Consider the following 23,386-nt stretch of genomic DNA (forward strand, 5'->3'; position numbering starts at 1 on the left):
CGCAATGCGCTCACGCGACACTGCATCCGTCTCACCTCTGGTCTCTGGAGGTGCAAACCAAGATGCCGGAGCGCGCATGCCCAACGATTTTCTTTCGTTCTTCCTGTCCTGGATGTCGTCCCCACGCCGGGTCGGCGCGATCGCCCCATCGGGTGCGGCGCTCGCCGAGCTCATCACGCGCGAGATCAGTGCAACGACAGGTCCGATCCTCGAGCTCGGTCCCGGCACCGGCGCGTTCACCTACAAGCTGCTCAAGCGCGGCGTCCGGCCGCAGGATCTCACGCTGATCGAATACGGCTCCGACTTCACGAAGCTCCTGCAAATGCGCTTTCCCGGCGCACGCGTGCTGTGGATGGACGCGTCGCGGCTTGCGTCAGAACGCCTCTATGACGGTGCGCCGGTCGGCGCGGTCGTGAGCGGCCTGCCGCTGCTCACCATGTCGACGCGCAAGGTCATCTCGATCATCAGCGGCGCGTTCAGCTATCTCCGCCCGGGTGGCGCGTTCTACCAGTTCACCTACGGCATGAGCTGCCCGATCCCACGGCCGGTGCTCGACCGCCTCGGCCTGCGCGCAACATTGATAGATCGCGCCTTCCTCAACGTGCCCCCCGCCGCCGTCTACAGGCTGACGCGGCGGCCGCAGATGAAGCTCATCGCGGGATCGCTGGCGCCCCAGGCTTCAATGCCGCTCGTGCCGGGGCCGACGCTCGCCGAGACGGCAAGCTGAGCCGATCATACCAACCGGCTCTGCACCATTGCCGCCTGGATGAACGAGGCGAACAGCGGGTGCGGCTCGAACGGCCGGGACTTCAGCTCGGGGTGGAACTGGACGCCGATGAACCAGGGGTGATCCTCGTATTCGACGATTTCGGGCAGCACGCCGTCGGGCGACAGGCCTGAGAATTTCAACCCGTGCTGTTCGAGGCGGTCCTTGTAGGCGGTGTTGACCTCGTAGCGGTGGCGGTGGCGCTCGGAAATCTCGGTGGCGTCGCCATAGACCTGGGAGACGCGGCTGCCGCGGGTGAGCGCGGCGGGATAGGCGCCCAGACGCATCGTGCCGCCGAGATCGCCGGCGTTGGAGCGCTTCTCGAGCTCGTTGCCGCGCAACCATTCGGTCATCAGGCCAACCAATGGCTCCTTGGTCGGGCCGAACTCGGTGGAGTTGGCCTCCTCGATACCGACGAGATTTCGCGCAGCCTCGATCACCGCCATTTGCATGCCGAAGCAGATACCGAAATACGGCACATTGCGCTCGCGCGCGAATTGCGCCGCGCGAATCTTGCCTTCGGCGCCGCGCTGGCCGAAGCCGCCGGGCACCAAAATGCCGTTGACGTGCTCGAGGAACGGCGCCGGATCTTCCTTCTCGAAGATCTCGCTCTCGATCCAGTCGAGATTGACCTTCACCTTGTTGGCGATGCCGCCATGCGAAAGTGCCTCGATCAGCGACTTATACGCATCCTTCATGCCGGTATATTTGCCGACGATGGCAATGGTGACGTTGCCCTCGGGATTACGGATGCGTTCGTTGATTTTCTGCCAGCTCTGCAGCACCGGCGGAATCCGCGAGCCGATGCCGAAGGCGGCGAGCACTTCGTCGTCGAGGCCCGCATTGTGATAGGCTTCGGGCACGGCGTAGATGCTGTCGGCGTCACGCGCCTCGATCACGGCGCTCTCGCGCACGTTACAGAACAGTCCGAGCTTGCGCCGCTCTTCCTTCGGGATCTCGCGGTCGGTCCGGCAGAGCAGGATGTCCGGCTGGATGCCGATCGAGCGCAGCTCCTTGACCGAGTGCTGCGTCGGCTTCGTCTTCAACTCACCGGCGCTCGGAATGTAAGGCAGCAGCGTGAGGTGAATGTAGATGGCATGATCGCGCGGCAGTTCGTTTTTGAGCTGGCGGATCGCCTCGAAGAACGGCAGGCCCTCGATGTCGCCGACGGTGCCGCCGATTTCGACCAGCACGAAATCGTAATCGTCATTGCCGTCGAGGACGAAATCCTTGATGGCGTTGGTGACGTGCGGAACCACCTGGATGGTCGCGCCGAGATAATCGCCGCGGCGCTCTTTGGAGATGATGTCCTGATAGATGCGCCCCGTGGTGATGTTGTCCTGCTTGGTCGCAGGCCGGCCCGTGAAGCGCTCATAGTGACCGAGATCGAGATCGGTCTCCGCGCCGTCATCGGTCACGAACACTTCGCCGTGCTGATACGGCGACATCGTTCCGGGATCGAGGTTGAGATAGGGGTCGAGCTTGCGGAGGCGGACCTTGTAGCCCCGGGCTTGCAACAGGGCACCCAGTGCCGCTGAAGCCAGACCCTTGCCGAGCGAGGAAACCACGCCGCCGGTGATGAATATGTACCGCGCCATGGGGCTTAACCTCTAATCCCTCGAATTCGATTCGCCAAAGCGATTCGTATTCCGCCCCAAAGATTTTGCGGGCCTGTGGGTGAGCCAAAACTAAGTGTGGTGACAGTGCCTTGATGGGGATTGTTGATGCAGGACGCTAGCAGCCGTCCTGCATGGCCCCCCAGCTTTATTGCGAGCGCGGCACCTGCGGGCCGCTCGGAGCCGGCGCCTGCTGCTGTTCGTCGGCCTTCTTCAGCGAATCCAGGATGCCGCCCGAAGTCGGCGGCGCGAGCGGCGACCCACCGGCCGGCTGGCCCTGCGACGCAGGCGTGCCAATGATCGATGTGGGCGCGCGGTTGTAGCCGGCGTGCCATGACAGGAACAGGCTGGTCAGGAAGAAGCCGCCGGCCAGGATCGCTGTGGTCCGCGTCAACAGGTTCGCGGTGCCGCGGCTCGACATGAAGCCGGCGCCGCCGCCCATACCGAGGCCGCCGCCTTCCGACTTCTGGAGCAGAACGGCGCCAATCATGATGGAGACGATCATGAGGTGAATGACGATGACAACAGTCTGCATAATGTCCTTCCGTCACAAGCCGACAGCGCCGAGACGGCGGCCGATCGCGCTTCGCGGGTTTTCCTGAAGTTGCGCGGTGTTACACGATCGGAAACGGCATTGCCACCCCCGATCAGCTCCGCCGCGTTTGGAGATTAGCTAGGGGCAGCCCTTCGCAATCGCAAGGAAATCGGCCGCTTTCAGGCTGGCACCACCGACCAGGGCACCGTTGACGTTCTTGACCGCCATCAGCTCGGCCGCGTTCGAGGGCTTCACCGAGCCGCCGTAGAGGATCCGCATCTTCGCCCCCTCAGCCCTAAACCGGGAGGTCAGGAACTCCCGGATAAAGCCATGAATTTGCTCGACATCCTGGGTCGTGGGGGTCAGGCCGGTGCCGATCGCCCAGACCGGCTCATAGGCCACGACCAGATTCGCGGCGGTCGAGGCGTCCGGCAGCGAGCCTTCGAGCTGGCCGCGCAGGATATCCAGGGTCTGGCCGGCGTCCCGCTGGCCTTGCGTCTCACCGATGCAGACGATCGCGACCACCCCGGCGCGCCAAGCGGCTTCGGCCTTCTGCCGGATCAGGGCATCGCCCTCTCCGTGGTCGGCGCGGCGCTCGGAATGGCCGACGATAATGGCGGTCGCGCCCGCATCCGCCAACATTTCGGCGGCGATATCGCCGGTATGGGCGCCGGAGGCCTTGGGGTGGCAATCCTGGGCGCCCACCGCGACCGTCTTGCCGCGCGCCTGGTTCGCAAAGGCCGCTATCAGGGTCGCCGGCGGGCAGACCAGGAGATCGGCCTTCGCGGCCACATCTGCCGCGCCATTGAGCATGGCGTCGAATTCAGCAGTCGAGCCCTTCAGTCCGTTCATTTTCCAGTTGCCGGCGATCAGCGGTCGGATGGCGTCGGTCATGTCAATTTCCAGCAGAATGAGGTTTGTGCAGCGCTAGCAGAGCTGCCGCGGCAGTTCCAGATTCTTGTTTTGACGCGTTTTCTTGACGCGAACCGGGGTCCACTTCGCTGGAAAACGCTTTGGGGCTTTTAACCGCAGGACCGGCTACCTGCCGGACCTGAGGTTGCGGGGGGAAAGCCGCCACTTTATGATGGCATATCAATTTGGTGACGCGCGGAATCTGCATTAAGACGCGCTCCCGTTCCCCTCCTGCCAAAACAAGTTGGACCAAATGCTTCGAGGAATGCGCAAGGCCTCATCAAACTGGGTCGGCAAGACCATCATGGCCATCGTGATGGGCGTGTTGATCATCAGTTTCGGCGTTTGGGGCATCGCCGACATCTTCAAGGGCTTTGGGCAGTCCACCGTCGCCAAGGTCGGCAGCACCGAGATTTCGCTGAACGAGTTCCGCCAGATCTACACCGACCGCCTGCAGCAGATCAGCCGCCAGGTCGGCCGGCCGCTGACGCCTGACCAAGCGCGCGCTTTCGGCCTAGACCGCCAGGTGCTCCAGCAGACAATCGCGGAAGCCGCCCTCGACGAAGAGGCGCGCCGGCTCGGGCTCGGTCAGTCTGACGATCAGATCCGCCAGTTCATCATGAACGATCCCAACTTCAAGGGCGTCAACGGCAACTTCGACCCGAACCGCTTCCAGGCCGTGATCCGCAATTTCGGCTACACCGAGCAGCGCTACGTCTCCGAGCAGCGCAAGGTGTCGCTGCGCCGGCAGATCACCGGCACGATCGGCGCTGGCCTCGAGCCGCCGAAGGCGATGCTCGACATGCTGACGCGCTTCCAGAACGAGCAGCGCGCGATCGAGTTCGTCAGGCTCGACGCAGCCCAGGCCGGCACCATCGAGGCGCCCTCGCCCGAGGCACTCGCCGCCTATTTCGAGGATCACAAGGTCCAGTTCCGCGCGCCCGAATATCGCAAGATCGCCTTCACCGTGATCTCGCCGGAAGAAATCGGCAAATGGACCGAGGTCTCCGACGAGGACGCCAAGAAGGCGTTCGAGCAGCGCAAGGACCGGCTCGGCACGCCGGAGAAGCGCCAGATCCAACAGCTTGTGTTCCCGAACGCCACCGAGGCGCAGGCCGCGCGCGAGCGCCTGGCCGGCGGGATGTCGTTCGAGGACCTCGGCAAGGAGCGCGGGCTCAGCGCCTCTGACGTCGACCTCGGGCTCGTGACCAAATCCTCGCTCGACGCCGCAGTCGGAAATGCCGCCTTCGCGCTTCCCGCGGGCGAGATCAGCCAGCCGATCCAGGGCGCCCTTGGCACGTCCATCGTCAAGGTCAGCAAGATCGAGCCGGGCAATGAGGTGACCTACGCCAGCGTTGCCGGCGACCTCAAGCGCGAGATCGCCACCGAGCGCGCGCGCGTCAAGGTCGCTGATCTCCGCGACAAGATGGAAGACGAGCGCGGCGGCGGCGCCAGCGTGATCGACGCAGCGCAGAAGCTCGGCCTCACCGCCGTCACCATCGACGCCGTCGACCGCTCCGGCCGCGCCCCGAACGGCCAGCCAGTCGCCAACATCCCGCAGGGCCTCGATGTGGTGTCGCAGGCCTTCAACACCGATGTCGGCGTCGACAATGACGCGATCTCGTTCAAGGGCGGCTATGTCTGGTACGACGTGCTCGCCATCACGCCCTCGCGCGACCGCAATCTCGACGAGGTCCGCGACCAGGTCGAGGCGCGCTGGCGTCAGGACCAGATCGCGACCAAGCTGAAGACCAAGGCGACCGAGATGGCGCAGAAGCTCGAAGCGGGCGGCAAGCTCGCCGATGAAGCCGCAGCGATCGGCGCCAAGGTCGAGACCGCGACCGGCTTCAAGCGCGACGATACGCCCGCCAGCGTGCCCGCCGCCGTCGTGGCGGCGGCCTTCCGCACCGCCAAGGACGGCGTCGGACAGACGCCGGTGACCGGCGGCACCGAAATGATCGTCTTCCGCGTCACCGACATCGTCGATCCCGCGATCGACACCGCCTCCGAAGCGTTCAAGAAGCTCAAGGACAGCATCGACCAGGCGCTGACCGAGGAGCAGGTCGCCTCCTACGTCAACAAGCTCCAGACCGACATCGGGACCACCATTAATCAGGCCGCCTTCGCGCAGGTGACGGGCGCGAACCAGTAAGTTGAAAGCACGCGATGGACGACCTGAAATCGATCATTGGAAAAGTGGCGACCGGCGCCAGCCTGTCGCGTGAGGAAGCTGCTTCCGCTTTCGACGCCATGATGTCCGGCGAGGCCACGCCCTCGCAGATGGGCGGCCTGTTGATGGCGCTGCGGGTACGCGGCGAGACCGTGGACGAGATCACCGGCGCTGTTACGGCGATGCGCTCCAAGATGCTCACGGTCGAGGCGCCCGCGAACGCCGTCGATATCGTCGGCACCGGCGGCGACGGCTCCGGCTCGGTCAACGTCTCGACCTGCGCCTCCTTCATCGTCGCGGGCACAGGCCTGCCGGTGGCCAAGCACGGCAACCGCGCGCTGTCGTCGCGCTCGGGCGCCGCCGACGTGCTGGCATCTCTGGGCGTGAAGATCGACCTCCGGCCGGAGCAGGTCGGGGGCTGCGTGCGCGAATGCGGCATCGGCTTCATGTTCGCCCCCGCGCATCATCCCGCCATGAAGAACGTTGGCCCGACCCGGGTCGAGCTTGCGACGCGCACGATCTTCAACCTGCTCGGTCCGCTGTCCAACCCGGCGGGCGTGAAGCGGCAAATGGTCGGCGTATTCTCCAGGCAGTGGGTGCAGCCTCTGGCGCAGGTGCTCAAGAACCTCGGCTCCGAATCCGCCTGGGTCGTGCACGGCTCCGACGGCCTCGACGAGATCACGCTCACCGGCCCGACTTTCGTATCCGCGCTCCACAATGGCGAGATCCGGAATTTCGAGGTCACGCCGGAGGATGCGGGCCTGCCGCGCTGCGAGGCCGGGGCGCTGAAGGGCGGCGACGCCGATGCCAATGCGATCGCGCTGCAAAGCGTGCTCGACGGCAAGCCGAGCCCCTATCGTGACGTCGCCCTGATAAACGCCGCCGCCGCGCTGGTCGTGGCCGGCCGCGCCAAGGATCTCAGGGAAGGTGTTGCGATCGGCGCAAAGTCGCTCGACAGCGGTGCTGCCAGCGCGCGGCTCAAGCACCTGATCGCAGTCTCGAACGGCTGAGCCTGACATGTCGGACATCCTGACCAAGATCGAAGCCTATAAGCGCGAGGAGATCGCGGCGGCCAAGCGCGCGCAGCCGCTCGCCGCCGTCGAGGCCCAGGCCAAGGCCCAACCCGCGCCCCGCGGCTTCGTGCGCGCCATCAAGGCCAAGCATGCCAATGGCGACTACGCGCTGATTGCCGAGGTCAAGAAGGCCTCGCCGTCGAAGGGGCTGATCCGCGCGGATTTCGATCCGCCACAGCTCGCCATGGCCTATGAGGCCGGCGGCGCCGCCTGCCTCTCGGTGTTGACGGATACGCCCTCGTTCCAGGGCCATCTCGACTTCATGGTGACCGCGCGCGCAGCGACGTCGCTGCCCGTGCTGCGCAAGGACTTCATGTTCGACACCTATCAGGTGGTCGAGGCCCGCGCGCATGGCGCCGACTGCATCCTGATCATCATGGATGCGCTCGACGATGCCACCGCCAGGGATCTGGAAGACGCTGCCATCGCCTATGGCATGGATGTGCTGATCGAGATCCACGACCGTGCCGAGCTCGACCGCGCGCTAAAACTGCGTTCGCCGATGATCGGCGTCAACAACCGCAATTTGCGCACCTTCGAGACCACGCTTGCGACCAGCGAAGCGCTGGCGCCCCTGATCCCAGGCGAGCGGCTGATGGTCGGCGAGAGCGGCATCTTCACGCCAGCTGATATCGCCCGGCTCGAGCGCGTCGGCATGTCGACCTTCCTGGTCGGCGAGAGCCTGATGCGGCAGGCCGACGTCACTGCCGCCACACGCACGCTGCTTGCACGCGAGACCACGCGCGCCGCGGGCACGCGCTGATGGCGCGTAAGCCCGCAAAGGCCAAACCGACCAAGGCCGGCCCTGCCCTCACCCATATCGGCGCTTCCGGCGAGGCACGGATGGTCGACGTCTCGGACAAGGCGGCAACCGAACGGGTTGCGGTTGCGGAAGGCCGCGTCGTCATGACCAGGGCGACGCTCGATCTGATCGTCTCGGGCAATGCCAAGAAGGGTGACGTGCTCGGCACCGCGCGCATCGCCGGCATCATGGCCGCCAAGCGTACCTCCGAGCTGATCCCGCTCTGTCATCCCCTTGCGCTGTCGAAGGTCACGGTGGACATCGAGCCCGACACCAAGCTGCCAGGCTGCCTGATCCGGGCCAGCGTGAAGGTCACGGGCCCGACCGGCGTCGAGATGGAGGCGCTGACCGCGGTGTCGGTCGCCTGCCTGACCATCTACGACATGATCAAGGCAGTCGAACGCGGCGTGCGCATCGAGGGCATCCATCTCGTCGAGAAGCTCGGCGGCAAGTCCGGCCATTACCGCGCCTAGAGCCCCATTCCGATTGCATCGGAACGGAACTCTAGATTTTGTTTTGACGCGTTTTCCTGACGCGAACCGGTACCCACTTCGCTCGAAAACACTCTGGTGCCGCGGTCACTTCAGCGACGTGCTGATCGATCCGAATTTCAGCTTCAGCGTCGAGCCGAGATTGTTGACCACAGCGATGATCGCAAGCGCGATGCCTGCGGCGATCAGGCCGTATTCGATCGCGGTCGCACCGGATTCGTCTGCAATGAAATTCTTCAAAAGGTTTTTCATGATCGTATCCTCTCTGCGTCGTTCGCAGGCTTGCTCGCAAATCACGTGCCAACGCCGGCGTGAGCATCACCAGCACGTTAGATGGTTAAGCCTTGGTTGATCGCCGCGCGACCGGCAGGAATTGACCGGCATCGCCGCAACTCACGGCAATTGCTGCACTTACTCCATCCCGCGCGTCGATCGCATTTGCTCATTTCAGTTCATGTCGCATTAACCGCGCTTCCTAACTTTGCCTCCACATCGTTCCCGTAAACCAACGGATGTTTTGAGGATCAAGAATTGATCCTGGCGTGTGCGCAGCAACGATCGACATGATGACGAAATACGGCAGTCGCCTCTTTGACCAGGCCTTCGTGCGCAGCGGACCTATCCGCTGGCTGGTTGTGGGCGGCACGCTCCTGATCGCCGCGATCGCCGTCGGCGCAGTCCTGATGGCGCAGAATTTCCGCGAGCGCGCGCTGCGCAACACCGGGCGCGAGCTGGAAAACACCGTGCTGATGCTCGCCCATCATTTCGATCAGCAATTGCAGGATTTCGCGGTCATCCAGAAGGATTTCGTCGACTACGTCCGTGCGACCGGCATCAACAGCGCAGAGGACTATCGCAAGCGCCTTTCCGGTCAGAACATCCACCTGATGCTGCGCGCGAAGATCGAGGCGCTGCCCTACATGGGCGGCGTCAACATCATCGATGCCGACGGCAATGTGATCAACTCGTCGACGGCATGGCCGGCCCCGAAGGTCAACGTGGCCGACCGCGCCTATTTCCGCACCTTCCGCTATGACCCCAATGCGCCCGAAATCCTGATCGAACCGGTGCACAGCCGCATTTCCGGCGCCTGGACCATCCTGATCGTCCGCAAGATCGTGGGGCCGGGCGGCGAGTTCATGGGCGTGGTCGGACGCGGCATCGAGCCGGCCAATTTCGAGAAATTCTTCGAGTCCGTCGTTCTCGGCGAAGGCGCGACGATCTCCATGCTGCATCGTGACGGCACGCTGCTCGCACGCTATCCGCATTCCAGCGAGCTGATGGGACGCAACTTCAGGAACGGCCCGTTCGAGCAGCAGCGGGTCTTCGGGCTCGACCATTTCGCCGGACGCTTCATGAGCCCTATAGACGGCGAGGATCGGCTCATCTCGGCGCGCTCCCTGCCCCACTTCCCGATCCTGATGATGGCCACAACGACGCGCGCGGCGGCGCTGACGGACTGGCGCGAACAGATCGGCATCCTGATCTCGGTCGCGGGCGCCTCCGCGCTCGCCATTGCGGGCGTTCTGATTGCGATCGTGCGCAAGCTCCTGGAGCAGCACCGCGCTTCCCGCGAGCGGCTGACGCTGGAGAAGCAACGTCTCGACCGCGCCGTCAACAACATGACGCAGGGCCTGCTGCTGTTCGACGCCGAGCGGCGGCTCGTGGTCTGCAACCAGCGCTACATCGAGATGTACGGACTGTCGCCGGAAGTGGTGAAGCCCGGCTCCACCTTCCACGACATCATCGCCCATCGCAAGACGACCGGCTCGTTCACCGGCGATGTCGACGACTATGTCGTCCGCGTGCTGCGCGACATCCATGTGCGCAATTCCATGGTGGTCGACACCTCCGATGGACGCTCGATCCACATCCTCAACGAGCCGCTCGCGGACGGCGGCTGGGTCGCGACGCACGAGGACATCACCGAACGCCGGCGGAGCGAGGAACGCATCACCCACCTCGCCCATTACGACGCGCTGACCGATCTGCCCAACCGCACCATGTTCCACGAGCATCTGCGGCAGGCGCTCGCCTCGATCGCCGGCGGCGAAGAGATCGCGGTACACTACATCGACATCGACGAGTTCAAGGGCGTCAACGACGCGCTCGGCCATCTCGTCGGCGACGAGCTTCTGAAATCGATCGCAACGAGCCTGCGCCACTGCGCTGGCCCGGCGGATTTCGTGGCGCGGCTCGGCGGCGACGAATTTGCCATCGTGCAAAGCGCGGTGACGTCGCCGGAGGAAGTCACCGATCTCGTCGCCCGGGTCTTCCATGCCATCCGCACACCCTTCGACTGCATGGGTCATCATCTCACCACCGACGCCAGCATCGGTATCGCGCTGGCGCCGGGGCACGGCACCGCGCTCGATCAGATCCTGAAGAACGCCGATATGGCGATGTACGCCGCCAAGGCCGCCGGACGCCGCACCTACCGCTTCTTCGAGCCGGAGATGGACGCCAAGGTCCACGAACGGCGGCAACTCGAGATCGACCTGCGCCACGCCATCGCCCAAGGCGCGCTCGAGGTCTATTACCAGCCCTGCCTCAGCCTGAAGGACGACCGCATCACCGGCTGCGAGGCGCTGGTGCGCTGGCGCCATCCCGAGCGCGGCATGGTCTCGCCGGCCGAGTTCATCCCGATCGCCGAGGACACCGGCCTGATCAACCAGATCGGCGAATGGGTGCTGGCGACCGCCTGCCGGGACGCAGCAAACTGGCCCGACGACATCCGTCTCGCCGTCAACGTCTCGCCGGTGCAGTTCAAGAGCGGCACGCTGGCGCTCAAGATCATGGCGGCGCTCGCCGCGTCCAATTTGCCGGCAAGCCGCCTCGAACTCGAGATCACCGAGGCGGTGCTGATCCGCGACGACGACACCGCATTGGCAATCCTGCACCAGCTCCGCGCCATCGGCGTGCGCATCGCGCTCGACGATTTCGGCACCGGCTATTCCTCGCTAAGCTATCTGCACCGCTTCCCGTTCGACAAGATCAAGATCGACCGTTGCTTCGTCAGCGACATCGCCGGCCCCGACGGCTCCGCCAGCATCGTCCAGGCCGTCGTCAATCTGGCGGCCGCGCGCCGCATGACAACCACGGCCGAAGGCGTCGAGACCGAGGAGCAGCAGCGGCTCTTGCGCGCGCTCGGTTGTTCCGAGATGCAGGGCTACCTGTTCAGCGCCGCAAAACCCGCGGACAAGGTGCTGGAGCTGTTCGCACTGCATCGCAGCCGGCTCGCGCAGCGCGATGGCAACGAGAGCCGCCGCCGCGAGGCGGGTTAGGTCTTCGGCCAAGGCGGACTTGACGATCACGGCCGACCGACGTATCTCCGGCCTCGCAGCTGCCGCGACGCCGCTGCCGTAGGCGTTACCGTCATCCAACGCGTCCTTTGTCGAGAGGATCCCAGCTGGGAGTTCTCGATTCACGAGACGCCACGGTCATGCCATCACTCTCCCTGTTTGCGAACACGCATCCGTTCAAGACGCCTCTTCCGGCACGCCTCGCCCGCGCCGCGATGTCTGCTGTCCTGTCGGAATGGCTCGCCACCAGGTTTTCCAAGGTTGCCGCGGCTCTCAACTCCATTGAGAGACAACCATGAAGATGACCGGCAACACGATCCTCATCACCGGCGCGACAAGCGGCATCGGCCGCGCACTGGCCGAGGCTTTCCACGACCGCGGCAATCGCGTCATCGTCACGGGGCGACGGCAGTCCCTGCTTGATCAGATCACGGCTGAACGCCCCGGCCTGATCGGCCTGCCGCTCGATCTCGACGATCCCGCAAGCCTGCCGTGCTTGTCGGCCGAAATCCGCACAGGCTTCCCCGAACTCAACGTGCTGATCGCCAATGCCGGCATCTCGCGGGCGGAGGACATGACCGCGGACGGCTGGGATGCCGCGGACGCGGAAGCTATCGTCGAGACCAACATTCTCGGCGTGCTGCGCGTGGCGGCAGCGTTCCTGCCTTTTCTCAAGGGACAGCCGAACGCGACGATCGTCGCGACCAGCTCGAACCTCGCTTTCGTGCCGCGCGCAGACTTCCCAACCTACTGCGCCAGCAAGGCGTTCCTGCATTCCTGGCTGCAGTCGCTGCGGCATCAGCTCCGCAAGATCCCGGTCGAGGTGCTGGAGCTTGCGCCGCCTTATGTGCAGACCGAACTGACAGGCACGCAGCAGGCGAGCGATACGCGCGCCATGCCGCTGGCCGCCTATATTGCGGAGGTGATGCAATTGCTGGAGCTGCGGGGTCATCCCCGCGAGGAGGTGCTGGTCGAACGCGACCGTGCCCGGCGATGGGCCGAGCGCGACGGCCGCTACGAGGCCACCTTCGCAGCCATGAACCCGAGCTGAGACAGCGTCACGAAACGAATTCGCCCGGGAGCGGCGATCCACTCCCGGGCGATCGGCGTCTCAAAGCCGAAAAGCTTAGTTCGGCACCGTGGCCTTCGCCGCGGGCTTTGCGGCAACCGCATTCGCGGTCTGGCCGTGCAGGAAGTCGTAGGCCGTATGCAGGGCCTTGTCGTCCTTCTCTTCCGGCGGGACGTAGGACTGCGATCCGGTCTGCTCGGTGCCGTCGGCAGCCTGCAGATGGCCGCGCATCTGGGACTCCGCCATGGTGTCCATGCGGCCCTTCAGCTCAGCCGGCACGTCCTGGAGGATCTCGATGTCGGGCGCGATGCCCTGGGCCTGGATCGAGCGGCCCGACGGCGTGTAGTAGCGCGCCGTGGTCAGCGCCAGCGCGCCATTGCCGGCGCCGAGCGGGATGATGGTCTGCACCGAGCCCTTGCCGAACGACCGCGTGCCGATGATGGTCGCGCGCTTGTGGTCATGCAGCGCGCCTGCCACGATCTCGGAGGCCGAAGCAGAGCCGCCGTTGACCAGAATCACCAGCGGCTTGCCCTTGGTGAGGTCGCCGCCATGCGCGGTAAAGCGCTGGGTCTCTTCAGGATTGCGGCCGCGGGTCGAGACGACCTCGCCCCGCTGCAGGAACGCACTCGACACCGACACGGCCTGGTCGAGCAAGCCGCCCGGGTTGTTGCGCAGGTCCATGACATAGCCGACGAGCTTCTCCGGCGGAATATCCTTGGAGATCGAGGCGATCGCCTTCTTCAGGCCGTCGGTGGTCTGCTCATTGAAGGAGGTGACGCGGATATAGCCGATGTCGCCGTTCTCGACATGGAAGCGCACCGGGCGCACATGGATGATCTCGCGCTTGATCGCGACATCGAGCGGGGCGTCGGCGCCCTTGCGCACGATGGTGAGCTTGGTCTGGGTATCGACCGGGCCCTTCATCTTGTTGACGGCCTGTTCAAGCGTCATGCCCTGCACGGCGTCGCCATCGATCTTGCTGATGAGGTCGCCGGACATGATGCCGGCCTTCGAGGCCGGCGTCTCGTCGATCGGCGAGACGACCTTGACCAGGCCGTCCTCCATCGTGACCTCGATGCCGAGCCCGCCGAACTCGCCGGAGGTGGTCTCCTGCATCTCGGTCCAGGCCTTGTCGTTCATGTAACGCGAATGCGGATCGAGCGAGGTCACCATGCCGGTGATGGCGCCTTCGATCAGCTTGGAATTATCGGGCTTCTCGACGTAGCTGGCCTTCACCCGCTCGAACACTTCGCCGAACAAATTGAGCCGGGAATAGGCATCGTCCGCGCCTGCCGCCGCCCTCGCCGCCCATAGTCCGCCCTGCGGACCGGATACCAGAAGGGTCAGACACACTCCGGTGAGCGCGCCCAGGGGGAACAGCAGGGTTTTCCGCATGGAACAGTTAGCCTTCTTGCTCGGGGCTCGGGAGCCGCCATGCAAATGGCGATCCAGCCCGCTTCTCACAATACCATTCTGGTTTCTTCAAGGCCGGGATGCCACGCTGGCGGGTACACCGCAAAAATCCCTTCGCCTTGACCTAAACTTTTGGCAACGTTCCGAAACCGTCTCGCGCCAGGCGGGAATCGGTCGGCCGGCCCACGCCTCGCAGCTATGCGATATTAGGATGGTTTTGGAGATCCGGACGGGTTAGGCGATGAGACAAGGCTTCAAATTCTCGGGAGGATAACAATGAACGAAGCACCCCGCATCCAGCCGGAAAGGAATGTCGAGCTTGGCGCCAGCGCCGAGCCGTTCCAGAACCTGCACGAATTCATCCGGAAAGCGCGCTCCAACCTCAACCAGAACGCCTGGGACTATATCGTCGGCGCCGCCGAGACCGAGACCACGATGCGCCGCAACCGCATGGCACTGGACGAGATTGCCTTCCGGCCCCGCGTGTTGCGTGACGTGCGCAAGATCGACGGCTCGGTCGAGCAGTTCGGCCGCAAGATGCGCCTGCCGGTGGTGCTGGCCCCGGTCGGCGCGCTCGAGATCTTCGATCCCGATGGCGCCGCCAGCGTCGCGCGCGCCTGCGGTACCTTCGGTGCGGCGCACATGCTGAGCTCGGTGTCCGAGCCGGGCCTGGAAAAGACCGCCGGGGCCGCCCCCGATGCGCTGCGCCTCTACCAGCTCTATGTCCGCGGCGACGACGACTTCGTCGCCGATGTCGTCAGCCGCGCCGAGAAGAACGCCTATGCCGCCTTCTGCCTGACCGTCGACACCGCCCATTACAGCCGTCGCGAACGTGACATCGCCAAGCGCTACGTTCGCGAGAGCCGCCTGCGCGCCACCGGCGGCGACTACCAGAAGGGCCTGGAATGGCGGACCGTGAAGATGGTCAAGGACAAGTTCAAGATCCCGCTGATCCTGAAGGGCATCGCCACCGCCGAGGACGCCCAGATCGCGGTCGATCACGGCGTCGAGTGGATCTACGTCTCCAACCATGGCGGCCGCCAACTCGATCACGGCCGCGGCGCCATGCATGTGTTGCCTGAAATCGTCGATGCGGTGAAGGGCCGCGCCAAGATCATGGTCGATGGCGGCATCTGCCGCGGCACCGACATTGTCAAAGCGATCGCCGCGGGTGCCGACCTCGTCGGCATCGGCCGGCTGCAATGCTGGGCCCTTGCGGCCAACGGCGAAGCCGGCGTGATGCGGATGCTGGAGCTGCTCGAGGACGAAGTGCTGCGTTGCCTCGGCCTGTTAGGGGCCACCTCATTCGCCGAGGTCAACAAATCCTGCCTGCACCCGGCGACCGCGACGAACGCGCCAAGCGTGTTCAGCGCGTTCCCGCTGTTCGATCACGACCCGTACCGATACTGAGTGAAAGGACGCAGGTGACATCGCTTTCTCCCGGCAGCGCGGACGCACTTCTGTTCGATCTCGGGCGCGTCGTGCTCGACATCGATTTCTCCAAGGCGATTGCCTGCTGGGCAGGACATGCCGGTTGCAAGCCGGAATCAATCGTCGCGCGGTTCGTGCGCGAGGAGGCTTACCGGCTGCACGAGGTCGGCAAGATCAGCGATGCGGATTATTTCGCCTCGCTTCGCTCTTCGCTCGGAATCGGCATCTCGGATGCGCAATTTCTGGAGGGGTGGAACGCGATCTTCGCCGGCGAGATGCCTGACATCGCCGAGCTGCTGCCGCGTGCGGCGAAGCAAATGCCGCTCTACGCCTTCTCCAATACCAACCGACCGCATGTGGACCATTTCTCCAGGGAATATGCCGGTCTGCTCGGCCATTTCCGCGAGCTGTATCTGTCGTCCAGCATCGGCCTGCGCAAACCGGATGCGGCGGCGTTCGACCATGTCGTAGCTGCCATGGGCGTGCCGGCAAACCGGATCGTGTTCTTCGACGACCTCGCCGAGAACATCGAGGGCGCACGGGCACGTGGCTTGACCGCGGTGCATGTGACCTCGCCGAACGACGTCGGGAACGCGCTCAAATCGCTAGGCATCTGATGGGCATACCTGGTCGATTCAGGAACTTTTCATCTGAAATTATGGAACCAACCTACTTTGTGCATTTTTGTACCAAATTCCGGGAACGAATGCCCGCCTCAGGACTCATGATTCCGTTGGGAATTCTACATCGGGTATATCGACGTGTTGGGCAAAACCTACCTTACCAAGCAGGCCTCCCTGCTGATGAAATTCGCCAGAACCACTTCGGATTCTGAACTCTCCGCAAAATTGATCAGCAAGGCCGCCGACCTGAAAGCCCAGGCCGATCCGATGCCCGACAGGGATCAGGGTCCGGCGGCGCCCGACGTCAGTCCGAACAGGACGACGGGCTGACCGATGCTGGCGGTGGCACTCGTCATTCTCGTCCTCGCCATTGCCATCCTCGTACCAGTCCGTCTCGCCTTCCGGGTCATGCCGCGGCGAAGCTGACCCTCACCCTTCATCGCAGAGCGGATGACGCAGGATAGATCATCCTGCGCGCCGTTTTGCCTCCAAGCCTGCACTCGGCTAGAACTCTCGCCGCCGATTTGCCCGAACGGGCCAAGCAGGAGTTTTCACCCGTGGCGCTGATGCCGGTTTCTGACGCGCTTGCCGCGGTGCTGGCCGGCGCACAGCTGTTGCCTGAAGAGACGATCGCCCTCGACGCGGCTTTCCACCGCGTGCTCGCGCGCGACGTGGCGGCGCGGCGCACGCAGCCGCCGGAGGCGATGTCGGCGATGGACGGCTATGCCGTGCGCGCGGCCGATGCTGCGAAGATCGATTCTCAACTGACGGTGATCGGAGAGGTCGCGGCCGGGCGGCCGTTTGCAGGATCGGTCAACGTCGGCGAAGCCGTGCGGATCTTCACCGGCGGCGTCGTTCCCGCCGGCGCCGACGCGGTTGTGATCCAGGAGGACACGGTCGCCGACGGCAAGCGCGTCACCATCAAGGAAGCTGCCGTGACCGGGCGGCACATCCGCCCCGCCGGCGTCGATTTCTCGGAAGGCGACGTGCTCCTGCGCCAGGGAACCCGGCTGACCGAGCGCGACCTAGCCCTCGCTGCCGGGATGAACCACCCGCGGCTGCACGTCCACTGCCGCCCGAAGGTCGCGATCCTGGCCACCGGGGATGAGCTGGTGATGCCGGGCACCACGCCGGGTCCCGGCCAGATCGTCTATTCCAACGGCTATGCCCTGCACGCGCTCGCCCGTAGCGAGGGCGCCGACACCATCGACCTCGGCGTGGCCGCCGACACGCTGGACGCCACCACCGCCGGCATCCGCCGCGCCCGCGAGGGTGGCGCCGACATCCTGGTCACGACCGGCGGCGCCTCGGTCGGCGACCACGATCTGGTCCAGCAGGCGCTCAGGGACGAAGGCACCGCGATGGCGTTCTGGAAGATCGCGATGCGGCCGGGCAAGCCGATGATGCACGGCCGCCTCGGCGCCATGCGCGTGATCGGCCTGCCCGGCAATCCCGTGTCATCCTATGTGTGCGGCTTCCTGTTCATGGTGCCGCTGATTCGCGCGCTGTCGGGCCGCTCAGTGATTCATCATCGCCGCGAGCGGGCGGTGCTCGGCCGCGACGTCGGCGCCAACGATCAGCGCGAGGACTATCTGCGCGCGCGCCTGGAGCTGCGCGACGACGGCACGCTCATGGCCCTTCCCGTCAGTCACCAGGATTCTTCGCTGCTTGCGAATCTCGCTGCGGCACAGGCACTTCTCGTGCGCGCACCGTTCGCGCCCAAGGCCGCGGCCGGCACGCCTTGCGAGGTGCTGCGCCTGCCCGTCTGAACGCTTCGTTCGCGTGCGTTCCGCGAACTTTGTCGCGTTCACGGTAAATTAAGCAGTTGCGGAACATGTATCGAACATATAGTGTCCGTTCATGATTTGTTTCGAGCTTGTAGCGGCTTATGGCCGAATTCAGCGTCTCGGAATCGAACGACATCAACCGGGGGATTTTGGTCGAGATGTTAACGCGCAAACAATACGAGCTCCTGCGGTTCATCAGCGAACGGCTGAAGGAAAGCGGCGTGCCGCCCTCCTTCGACGAGATGAAGGACGCACTCGACCTGCGCTCGAAGTCGGGCATCCATCGCCTGATCACCGCGCTCGAGGAGCGCGGCTTCATCCGCCGCCTGCCCAACCGTGCCCGCGCGATCGAAGTCATCAAGCTGCCCGAGCTCCAGGCCGCCGCCGGCAGCCGCCGCGGCTTCACGCCGAGCGTCATCGAAGGCAATCTCGGCAAGGTACGCACGACCTCCAGTCCGTCCGCTGACGAGGGCGAGCGTCCCGTCGCCGTGCCCGTCATGGGCCGCATCGCGGCCGGCACTCCGATCGAGGCGTTGCAGACCCGCAGCCACACCATCAGCGTCCCGCCTGACATGCTCGGCTCGGGCGAGCATTACGCGCTCGAAGTGCGCGGCGATTCCATGGTCGAGGCCGGTATCCTCGACGGTGACATGGCGCTGATCCAGCGCAATGAGAGCGCCGACACCGGCGACATCGTGGTGGCGCTGATCGACGACGAGGAAGCAACGCTGAAGCGCTTCCGCCGCCGTGGTGCCTCGATCGCGCTCGAGCCTGCCAACTCCGCTTACGAGGTTCGCATCCTGCCGCCCAACCGGGTCAAGATTCAGGGCAAGCTGATCGGGCTGTACCGGAAGTACTGAGCGCGTCCCCGCGCTTTCGATCGGCATCGCCGATCCAAAATTGGAGCGGATGATTGTCCGCTTCGGCTGGATAGTCTTTCTGGTTTTGCATAGATTATCCGGCCACCCCTCCAGCGCTACATCCTCGGCACGCCGCGCGAAGCACTCATCGCATCGTGGGTGTTTGAAAAACCGAGGAGACAAATATGCGCAAGATCGTCTTGAGCGCAGTCACGATGGCGCTGATCGCAGCATCAGCGCCGCAAGCCTTCGCCGCACAGTCGCATCATGCCCGCAAGGCAACGCCGGCAACGAGGAGCGAGCAATTCCGCAATGCCCGCGACGCCATGGCGCAGCCGTCGCAACCGGTCTGGCCGTATTCAGGCTGGTCGGCACCTGCCGGCCGCTGACGAACAGGCCTGCGGAATGCACGGGAGCGGGCTTTGTTCCCAGTGCATTTGAAAAAGATATTGTGATGGCAGCCTGCGGATCCAGGCCGCAGATTTGCCCACAACCAAGCAGACGCTGACGGGCTACCACTCTGATAGAGGCCTGCGCCTCAGAGGAGGCGCGGGTTGCTATCTTCGAATGAGGAGCACCCGATGTGTGACTACAGCCTGCACGCCGTCGCGACGCGTCCCGCGGAAGTCGGCGAGACCATCGTCACGACAACCTTCCGCGGCACCTCGACGCGCGGCTTCGCGTCCGAAGCCGACATGTCCGTCGCGGTCTGCCTGCTGCCGGGAACGGAGCTCGCTTTCGCCGACAACGTCCGCTACGACAATCGCTGGATCTGGACGCGCACCATCAACTCGCGCGTCGGCAAGTTCGGCAAGATCGATCCGCACATTCCCGATCGCCATCACGATGCGATCGAATTCCCCGACGGCAAATACGTGCTGATCACGCAACTCGTCGAAGGCCAGCGCGCAACCGTGCTGCAATTGCCGGTGACCCTGCCACTTGGCGAGCGCGAGCAAAAGCCTGACATCATTGCCGACAGGCCGACGATCACGCGCCGCCTGCCGATCGGCTGAGACAGCATCTCCGGCCGAGAGGTCGGAGCCAGGATTGAAATCGCCATCGCCGGCCGTGGCCGGCGAGGTCCTGTAGTTTGTGTCTCCAGACATCCGATCCGCCGCGCCGCCCCGTCGCACGAAGTTTGCGCGGCCCTGCCTGAATTTTGAACGTCCGTTCCGCGAGCAAATGCCCGATGCTGCCTCGGCCAGTGTCGTGGCTAGTGTCTTGGGCTTGAGGCGGCGGGCACGTTCGATGAAAACCTTCATTCGCGTCGTTGAACTCTGGGTGCCTGACCGCACGCGCACGCGGCTGGAATTCGGCGGCGGCCTCTACGGCGACGAGGGCGGCCTCTCGGCGTTCAAGTCCGTGAGCGAGGGCTTGCACTTCGGCTATGACGAGGGACTTCCCGGCAAGGCCTGGGCCTCCGGCCACCCCGTGATCCTCACCAAATTCGCCAACTCCTACTTCAAGCGGACCGACCAGGCGCTCGCGGCAGGCCTCACCTGCGGCGTGGCGGTGCCGGTATTTGCAGGCGAATTCCTGCAAGCCGTGATGGTGCTGTTCTGCGGCGACGACGAGGCGCATATCGGCGCGATCGAGCTCTGGCACAACGATCCCGATACCTCGCACGAGATGGGGCTCGTCGACGGCTACTATGGCACCGCCGACATGTTCGAGTTCAACTCCCGCCACACCAGATTTCCGCGCGGCTTCGGTCTGCCCGGACGCACCTGGAAGGCCGGCCTGCCGCTGATCATCAGGGATCTGCACAACGCCAAGAGTTTCCTGCGCTGGGAAGAGGCCGCCGAGGTCGGGATCAATCTCGGCGTCGGCGTGCCCTATCGGACCGGCGGCGAGCAGACCTGGGTGCTGACCTTTCTCTCTGCGCAGGCAACGCCAATTGCGCGGCGCTTCGAGATCTGGGTCCCGAACGAGACCCGCTCGATGCTGGTCTATCGCGACGGCGATTGCAGCGCGCAGACCGACCTTGCCGCGCTCTATGCGAACAAATCCATCGCCAAAGGCGACGGCAGCATCGGCGGCGCCTGGGCGACCGGCATGCCCGCGCTCAACGACGATCTCGCGCATGATGGTTCGATCGCAGCGGCTGAGGCCCGCGCAGCCGGGCTGAGCCAGATGGTGGCCCTGCCGGTGATTGGAAGCGCCGGGCTCGATGCCGTGCTGGCCTGGTACCTGTAGCCGATCCGCTCAATCCTCGGCGTGCAAATCGACCTCCGATGGTGTCGCGTCCCGGTTGCGGGGCACCGCCGCCTGCGGCGCAAGGCTCGCGCCGAAATCGGCCTCGCCGGCGGTAGCCGGCGACCACGGGCGATCAGTGCCTCCAGCTTTCACCGCCTGAACTGCAAAACCGTCGCCGCGCCGTGTCAGCGCGAGCGCGCCCTGCGCGGCGAGACGCTGCCGGTCGACGACCATTGCCGCGCAATCCGGCGGCGCCGGGCGCGCCGTCACCACCAGCGCGGCGCGGTTGCAATCGTCCGCCAGCGCGTCGACGCGCAAGGCCAGCGCGACCAGCCGCCCGTCGGCGAGCGGTGTCACGCAGCCGGCCTCGTCGCACGACACGCCATCGGCGAGCGCGGAACTACCGGCATCGCGCCGATCGGCGTCGGCGGCTAACCACTCCTTCAGCAGAAAGCCGTCCTTGCTCGCCCTGATCAGATGCAGGTGCCCATCCCTGCCCCGCACCGCGACGCTCTGGCCGTCGCCGGCGATCAGGATGTCGGGCTGCCGCACCGACAGCCCCCAGACGATCGCCACCAGCAGCACCAGCGCGCCGGACCAGCGCAACGGCGTGCGCAGCAGGCCCATCACGATGATACCGAGGCTCGCCGCGATCAGCGGCGCGATGCCGAAAGCCGGCAGGCTGCCGACCGCGCCGGGCAACGCCGCGACCCAGCGCGTGACCGCGATCATCCAGTCGATGCCGATCCCCATCAGCCACCAGAACGGGCTATCCAGCCCGAACGGCGCGGCGAGCAATCCCAACAGCCCCGCCGGCATCACCAGCGCCGAGACCACCGGCATTGCACCGAGATTGGCAAGCACGCCATACGGCGTGACGCGGTGGAAATGGAAAGCGGCATAGGGCGTGGTCGCAAGCCCCGCGATCAGCGAAGCAAAAAACAGCATGGCGATCTCGCGCCCGCCCCACATCGCAATGCGCGCCGTCGCGGAGTGATCGGGGGAAGCGAACAAGTTCGGCATGCCGATCTGCACCAGCGCGACCAGCCCGAGCGTTGCCGCGAACGACATCTGGAAGCTCGGATGCACCAGCGATTCCGGCGCCACCGCGAGCACGATCAGGGCAGCCACCGCCAGCGTGCGAAAAGTGATGGCGCGGCGATCGACCATCACCGCGATCAGCACCACCGCCGTCATGAAGAACGAGCGTTGCGTGGCGACTTCGGCGCCAGAGAGCAGCAGATAGAACGCGGCGGCAACCAGCGCCGCGCCCGCGGACCATTTCTTGATGGGGAAGCCGACCGCCAGTCCCGGCACCAGAGCAAGCAGCGCGCGCACCGCGAAGAACACGACGCCGGCGACGACGGCCATGTGGTAGCCTGAGATCGAGAGCACGTGGCCGAGGCCTGAGATGAACATTGCATCGTTGACAGGCGTGGTGATCGCATCGCGCCGCCCCGTCAGCAGTGCGGTTGCGATCGCGCGGTTGTCGCCGTCGAGCGTGGCGCGGATGCGCGCATCGATCGCATCGCGCAGGCCCTGCATGATCGCGGCGTAGCGCAGCCTGATGCCGCCGGTCTCTGGCGGTGGCGCCACCGTGATCGCGCCCATGGCAAAACCGGAGGCGCCGATGCCCTGGAAGAACATGTCGCGCGAGAAATCTTAGCTGCCGGGCCGCAAGGGCGAGAGCGGCGGCATCAGCCGCGCCTTCAACTGCACGAAGCTGCCGACCTCGGGCGCAGTGCCCTTGCGCACCGACAGACGCACGCGCTCCAACCTGACGTCGCCGCGTTGCGCCTCCATGGCGGTGACCCGCAGCACGAACCGGTCGGTGCGCTCACGGATGTCGCGGGTCTCGACGAAGCCCGACAGCGATACGGAATAGAGCGGCTTCGCCAAGACGGTGTGCGCGATGCGCGTCGTCTTCCAGGTCGCCATGGCAAATCCGGCCGCGACCGCCGCGAGCATGATCGCTGGCGCAAGCAGCCGGCTCCGCCGCAGCAGAACCGCAACAAGCACGAGCGCGATGGCCGTTGAGGCAACAACCCACAGCACCGGCTCGTGATCGGCGGCAAAGTAAAGTGCAATCCCGCAGCCGAAGGCGACGGGCACCCACGGCAGCAGCCGCCCGGCGCCGGCCTCGGCGCTGACCCAGGCGCGCAACGTCTCGGCCAGCGATGTCCAGAGGTCGAAGCCTGCAGGTGCGAGCCCGCCCGCGGACGTGGCACGGCCCACGGGCCAAGTGCCCGCTAACCCCTGGGACCGTACCGACCGGCCCGGCTCCGCCATTCCCTGCACCCGATGATACGCAACGGAGACCGAAGCTACCGGAACGTG

General features: G+C 65.2%; 20 protein-coding genes and 1 pseudogene. 15 read left to right on the forward strand and 6 right to left on the reverse strand.

Annotated features, from left to right (window positions below):
• Positions 1–76: 76 nt before the first annotated feature.
• The gene (locus tag IVB29_RS08990; protein ID WP_247503048.1) at positions 77–727 is read left to right on the forward strand and encodes an rRNA adenine N-6-methyltransferase family protein; all 651 of its coding nucleotides are present in this window, start codon (positions 77–79) and stop codon (positions 725–727) included.
• Between the two features lie 5 nt (positions 728–732).
• On the opposite strand, the gene IVB29_RS08995 is transcribed toward IVB29_RS08990, so the two are convergent.
• From IVB29_RS08995 to tpiA, 3 genes are all read right to left on the reverse strand, one after another.
• Positions 733–2,364: a CTP synthase gene (locus IVB29_RS08995; RefSeq protein WP_247503049.1), complete on the reverse strand. Its 1,632-nt coding sequence runs from the start codon at positions 2,362–2,364 to the stop codon at positions 733–735.
• A gap of 166 nt (positions 2,365–2,530) precedes the next feature.
• Positions 2,531–2,917, reverse strand: a complete 387-nt coding sequence (gene secG, locus IVB29_RS09000; RefSeq protein ID WP_247503050.1) for a preprotein translocase subunit SecG — start codon at positions 2,915–2,917, stop codon at positions 2,531–2,533.
• Between the two features lie 138 nt (positions 2,918–3,055).
• A complete protein-coding gene (gene tpiA / locus IVB29_RS09005; protein WP_247503051.1) occupies positions 3,056–3,811 on the reverse strand; it encodes a triose-phosphate isomerase in 756 nt (251 codons plus the stop codon).
• Between the two features lie 271 nt (positions 3,812–4,082).
• Here tpiA and IVB29_RS09010 point away from each other — a divergent pair, with 271 nt between their 5' ends.
• The 4 genes from IVB29_RS09010 to moaC are packed head-to-tail and all read left to right on the forward strand — an operon-like array spanning position 4,083 to position 8,347.
• Positions 4,083–5,981, forward strand: coding sequence for a peptidylprolyl isomerase (locus IVB29_RS09010; RefSeq protein ID WP_247503052.1), 1,899 nt, complete (start codon positions 4,083–4,085; stop codon positions 5,979–5,981).
• Between the two features lie 14 nt (positions 5,982–5,995).
• Complete coding sequence (trpD, locus tag IVB29_RS09015; protein ID WP_247503053.1) at positions 5,996–7,009, forward strand: anthranilate phosphoribosyltransferase; 1,014 nt, start codon at positions 5,996–5,998, stop codon at positions 7,007–7,009.
• A gap of 7 nt (positions 7,010–7,016) precedes the next feature.
• Positions 7,017–7,835: an indole-3-glycerol phosphate synthase TrpC gene (gene trpC, locus IVB29_RS09020; protein WP_247503054.1), complete on the forward strand. Its 819-nt coding sequence runs from the start codon at positions 7,017–7,019 to the stop codon at positions 7,833–7,835.
• Positions 7,835–8,347 (forward strand): cyclic pyranopterin monophosphate synthase MoaC, encoded by a 513-nt coding sequence (gene moaC, locus IVB29_RS09025; RefSeq protein WP_247503055.1) that lies wholly within the window; start codon positions 7,835–7,837, stop codon positions 8,345–8,347. The genes trpC and moaC overlap by 1 nt, the downstream gene beginning before the upstream one ends.
• A gap of 105 nt (positions 8,348–8,452) precedes the next feature.
• Here the strand turns inward: moaC and IVB29_RS09030 are convergent, their stop codons facing one another.
• The gene (locus tag IVB29_RS09030) at positions 8,453–8,617 is read right to left on the reverse strand and encodes a Flp family type IVb pilin (RefSeq protein WP_247503056.1); all 165 of its coding nucleotides are present in this window, start codon (positions 8,615–8,617) and stop codon (positions 8,453–8,455) included.
• 311 nt (positions 8,618–8,928) lie between these two features.
• Between IVB29_RS09030 and IVB29_RS09035 the strand changes: the two genes are divergently transcribed.
• Positions 8,929–11,649 carry an EAL domain-containing protein gene (locus IVB29_RS09035; RefSeq protein WP_247503516.1) on the forward strand — a complete coding sequence of 907 codons (2,721 nt, stop codon included), beginning with the start codon at positions 8,929–8,931 and terminating at the stop codon, positions 11,647–11,649.
• A 313-nt stretch (positions 11,650–11,962) separates the two neighbouring features.
• Complete coding sequence (locus IVB29_RS09040; protein WP_247503057.1) at positions 11,963–12,718, forward strand: SDR family NAD(P)-dependent oxidoreductase; 756 nt, start codon at positions 11,963–11,965, stop codon at positions 12,716–12,718.
• Between the two features lie 75 nt (positions 12,719–12,793).
• Here the strand turns inward: IVB29_RS09040 and IVB29_RS09045 are convergent, their stop codons facing one another.
• Complete coding sequence (locus IVB29_RS09045; RefSeq protein WP_247503058.1) at positions 12,794–14,131, reverse strand: S41 family peptidase; 1,338 nt, start codon at positions 14,129–14,131, stop codon at positions 12,794–12,796.
• 294 nt (positions 14,132–14,425) lie between these two features.
• On the opposite strand from IVB29_RS09045, the gene IVB29_RS09050 reads away from it, so the two are divergent.
• The 8 genes from IVB29_RS09050 to IVB29_RS09085 all read left to right on the forward strand — a co-directional run bounded on the left by IVB29_RS09050 (position 14,426) and on the right by IVB29_RS09085 (position 21,049).
• The gene (locus IVB29_RS09050; protein ID WP_247503059.1) at positions 14,426–15,559 is read left to right on the forward strand and encodes an alpha-hydroxy acid oxidase; all 1,134 of its coding nucleotides are present in this window, start codon (positions 14,426–14,428) and stop codon (positions 15,557–15,559) included.
• A gap of 14 nt (positions 15,560–15,573) precedes the next feature.
• Positions 15,574–16,197 (forward strand): HAD family phosphatase, encoded by a 624-nt coding sequence (locus tag IVB29_RS09055; RefSeq protein WP_247503060.1) that lies wholly within the window; start codon positions 15,574–15,576, stop codon positions 16,195–16,197.
• 186 nt (positions 16,198–16,383) lie between these two features.
• Complete coding sequence (locus tag IVB29_RS09060) at positions 16,384–16,533, forward strand: hypothetical protein (RefSeq protein ID WP_247503061.1); 150 nt, start codon at positions 16,384–16,386, stop codon at positions 16,531–16,533.
• A 227-nt stretch (positions 16,534–16,760) separates the two neighbouring features.
• On the forward strand, positions 16,761–17,972 hold the full coding sequence (gene glp / locus IVB29_RS09065; RefSeq protein WP_247503062.1) for a gephyrin-like molybdotransferase Glp: 1,212 nt from the start codon (positions 16,761–16,763) through the stop codon (positions 17,970–17,972).
• 176 nt (positions 17,973–18,148) lie between these two features.
• The gene (gene lexA / locus IVB29_RS09070) at positions 18,149–18,850 is read left to right on the forward strand and encodes a transcriptional repressor LexA (RefSeq protein WP_247503517.1); all 702 of its coding nucleotides are present in this window, start codon (positions 18,149–18,151) and stop codon (positions 18,848–18,850) included.
• Positions 18,851–19,035: 185 nt separating this feature from the next.
• Positions 19,036–19,239 carry a hypothetical protein gene (locus IVB29_RS09075; RefSeq protein WP_247503063.1) on the forward strand — a complete coding sequence of 68 codons (204 nt, stop codon included), beginning with the start codon at positions 19,036–19,038 and terminating at the stop codon, positions 19,237–19,239.
• 192 nt (positions 19,240–19,431) lie between these two features.
• Positions 19,432–19,866, forward strand: coding sequence for a hypothetical protein (locus IVB29_RS09080; RefSeq protein ID WP_247503064.1), 435 nt, complete (start codon positions 19,432–19,434; stop codon positions 19,864–19,866).
• 235 nt (positions 19,867–20,101) lie between these two features.
• On the forward strand, positions 20,102–21,049 hold the full coding sequence (locus IVB29_RS09085; RefSeq protein ID WP_247503065.1) for a GAF domain-containing protein: 948 nt from the start codon (positions 20,102–20,104) through the stop codon (positions 21,047–21,049).
• A gap of 9 nt (positions 21,050–21,058) precedes the next feature.
• Here IVB29_RS09085 and IVB29_RS09090 read toward each other — a convergent pair.
• Positions 21,059–23,338 (reverse strand): annotated as a pseudogene (locus tag IVB29_RS09090) (ComEC/Rec2 family competence protein).
• Positions 23,339–23,386: the final 48 nt, after the last annotated feature.

It is taken from the genome of Bradyrhizobium sp. 1 (assembly GCF_023073315.1).
Lineage (GTDB): Bacteria > Pseudomonadota > Alphaproteobacteria > Rhizobiales > Xanthobacteraceae > Bradyrhizobium.